Annotated in this window: 3 protein-coding genes; 2 read left to right on the top strand and 1 reads right to left on the bottom strand. The window is 39.4% G+C overall.

Translation table 11 applies throughout. The features are described from left to right. Nucleotides 1–273, top strand: a 273-nt coding sequence (locus AC29Z1_RS15255; protein WP_488272312.1) for a shikimate dehydrogenase family protein, incomplete at its 5' end; no start/stop codon positions are given. Nucleotides 274–561: 288 nt separating this feature from the next. Continuing rightward, nucleotides 562–1,524, top strand: a complete 963-nt coding sequence (locus AC29Z1_RS15250; protein ID WP_488272311.1) for a GspE/PulE family protein — start codon at nucleotides 562–564, stop codon at nucleotides 1,522–1,524. A 14-nt stretch (nucleotides 1,525–1,538) separates the two neighbouring features. Here AC29Z1_RS15250 and AC29Z1_RS15245 read toward each other — a convergent pair. Then, nucleotides 1,539–2,869: recombinase family protein (locus AC29Z1_RS15245; RefSeq protein ID WP_488272310.1), on the bottom strand; the 1,331-nt coding region annotated here is incomplete at its 5' end.

Genomic DNA, 2,869 nt, shown 5'->3' with positions numbered 1-2,869 from the left:
GTTAATACTACATCGCTAGGTATGTATCCTAATGTTGCTAGCCAACCACCAATCCTGTGGGAACTTATAAAGCCCTCAGCCATTATTTCGGACCTGGTGTACAATCCGCTGCTTACTGCCTTTATGGCAGAGGCGCTGCGACGCGGTCACACTGTGGTGGGTGGCGAAGGCATGCTTGTAGAACAAGGGGCGTTGGCTTTCGAGCTATGGACTGAATGTAATGCTCCCCGTGATATTATGCGGCAAGCCTTATTGTCTAATTTAGGTAAATAATACCCAATAATGTCTATTTTTCAAAAAAATCCATTTGTAAGGCAGGAATTTTTAAATTCGGCTCGAACTATATGCATATATAAAAAATAATATGCTTAGCCTAAAGCTATATTTTAAGTATTTCATTCAAACACCACGAGTGTGCAACCGATCACGCAAAATAGCTGTGTTTTGCTGTGTCGGTTGCTTTTTTATTTTTAAATTTAAAACGATATTGCTGGCAAGCAAGCAAGCAGGGTTCCTGATTTTACCAAAATTTGGTGCAAGTGATTATGTGGGGATGATACCATGCTAAATAATTGTAAACGCTTAGGTGATATTCTGACTGAAGCTGGCATTGTCAGTCATGAACAACTCGAAAAAGCAATAGCAGTTCAAAAGCAGACAGGTGAACGCTTACGAAAGATACTTATTCGTTTGGGCTACATAACTGAAGCAAAGATGATTGACGTGCTGAAGTGCCAGCTAGGTGTGCCGTACGTTACTTTAGACGCTGTGGGAATCTCGCGCGAAGTGGCAGCATTAATACCCGGAACTTTGGCTGAGCGCTATCAGGTTATTCCCATAAAGAAGAATGAGCGTAAGCTAACGTTGGCGATGGTTGATCCCACAAACTTCTTTGCCATTGATGATGTGCGAATGGCGTCCGGTTGTGACATTGAACCAGTACTTGCTGCCGAACGGGAGATACTGTGGGCCATTCAGCAGTGTTATGGTGTACAGGATTTAGTTGAGAAGGCTGTCAGTAAGCTTAAGCACGAGAATGCCAGTAGTATGTCTGAGCTACAGTTTACCGAAGATGCACCTGTTGTTCATATTGTTAATTCTATTATTAGTCAGGCTATTAAACAACGTGCCAGCGATATTCATATTGAGCCACAGGATACGTTGCTGCGGGTGCGCTTCCGAGTAGATGGTCTGTTAAGAGAGGCTGCCACTTTTCCGCGACATATCCATGCTGCCATACTTTCACGGGTAAAGATTATGAGTGAAATGGATATTGCAGAAAAAAGGCTGCCACAGGATGGGCGGATAAAAATACAGGAATCTGGCCGTGAATTTGATCTGAGGGTATCAACATTGCCGACAATCACTGGTGAAAAAGCGGTATTACGGATACTGGATAAACAAGCTGTGATCTTAGATATACAGGGACTGGGGTTTAGTCGTGAGAATTTAGCTTTATATCGTAAGCTGTATTCCCAACCGTATGGTATGATTCTTGTGACCGGCCCCACCGGTTCAGTATAGTAAGTAAAACATTTTTACAATAAAAAAACAGTTGGTTTAAGGGTTTTTGCATCAAAGTGTATTTCTTTTATTACGCTCCTCCATAGCATTTGGCGCTCGGTAGGAGATAGGGTTTCATATATCTTGCTTAGGTCTTTTTTTAGAAACGCTTGCAGTGCTTCAATATTAACCTTTTCAGAGCTTTCCTTAATCTCGCTAAGTTTACTAAGCTTGGCCGTCAATTCTTCATAATCACGCTTATAGGTCTCCTTGTCAATAAGATCATCCATGTAGAGATCTTTTAGCTTTTCTAGCTTACTCTGGAGCTTGGCACGTTCCCCTACTTGCGGATTAGGCTTAGAAGCAGCTTTTTTTATTTTAAAGTCCGTAATATGCTGGTTAATTAGTTGCTCAATATTCTCAACTAAGTAAGCTTCCAGCTTCTTTTCATTAATTGATCGATTAAAAGAGCAAACCTTATTCTGGTAGTGATTATTGCATCTGTAATGCATGTAAATATCTTTATTTCGAAGTTTCGTCTTTGTGCCTGCAAAGGGACGTCCACATGCTGGACAACGAAGTAATCCTGTAAAGACGTATACAGATCGTGTTTTTGTTATACGAATGTTTGACTTTGCGGCTTCTTGGACTGCATCAAAAAGTTCTCGATCAATAATAGGCTCGCAAAAATTTGCTACATTGCGGTATTCACCTGTATATATTTTATTTGATAATATGCGTTTTACTGTTACATATAAAAGTTGCACCCCATATTTTTCTTTGATGTGTTGCATGGTTGCATATTTTGATTGTCTTTGCAAAAAATGATTGAATATTTCTTTTACTATTTCTGCTTCTTTCGGCTCTATAACTAATTTCTTATTTTCAATGTGGTATCCATAAGCCACATTTCCTGATAGCACTTCGTTTTTATGAACTTTATTCTCAAAAACAAATTTAATGCGCTCAGATGTGCGGTCTGCCTCATCTTGCGCAACTGAAAGCATAATATTTATGTGTAGGCGCCCAGAAGCAGTGCTGGTGTCATAGTTTTCGTAGATCGTTTTCCAGTTGACGTTATGTTTCTCTAAAATTTCCTGAATTTTATAATAATCACGAATGCTTCTGAACCAACGATCTAGTTTGATAAATAGGATAATATCTATACGACCGGCTTTTACATCATCCATTAATCTTACAAATTCTTTACGTTTGCTATAAGATTTTCTTGCACTTTGGCCTTCATCAATGTAGTAATCAACTATATGCATATTATTTTTCAGAGCGTACTCTGTTAAGGCCTGTTTTTGAGCTTCAATTGAATATCCATGCATGACTTGCTCTTCATGGCTAACCCTTATATAAA

The sequence above is a fragment of the Sporomusa sp. genome, assembly GCF_057736855.1.
Note: the sequence above shows the minus strand (reverse complement) of the source record. Positions and strands in the feature narration are given on the sequence as shown.

What these genes read in the sequence shown, in the direction of transcription:
- AC29Z1_RS15250 (WP_488272311.1), top strand. Translation starts at nt 562, where the DNA reads ATGCTAAATAATTGTAAACGCTTAGGTGATATTCTGACTGAAGCTGGC.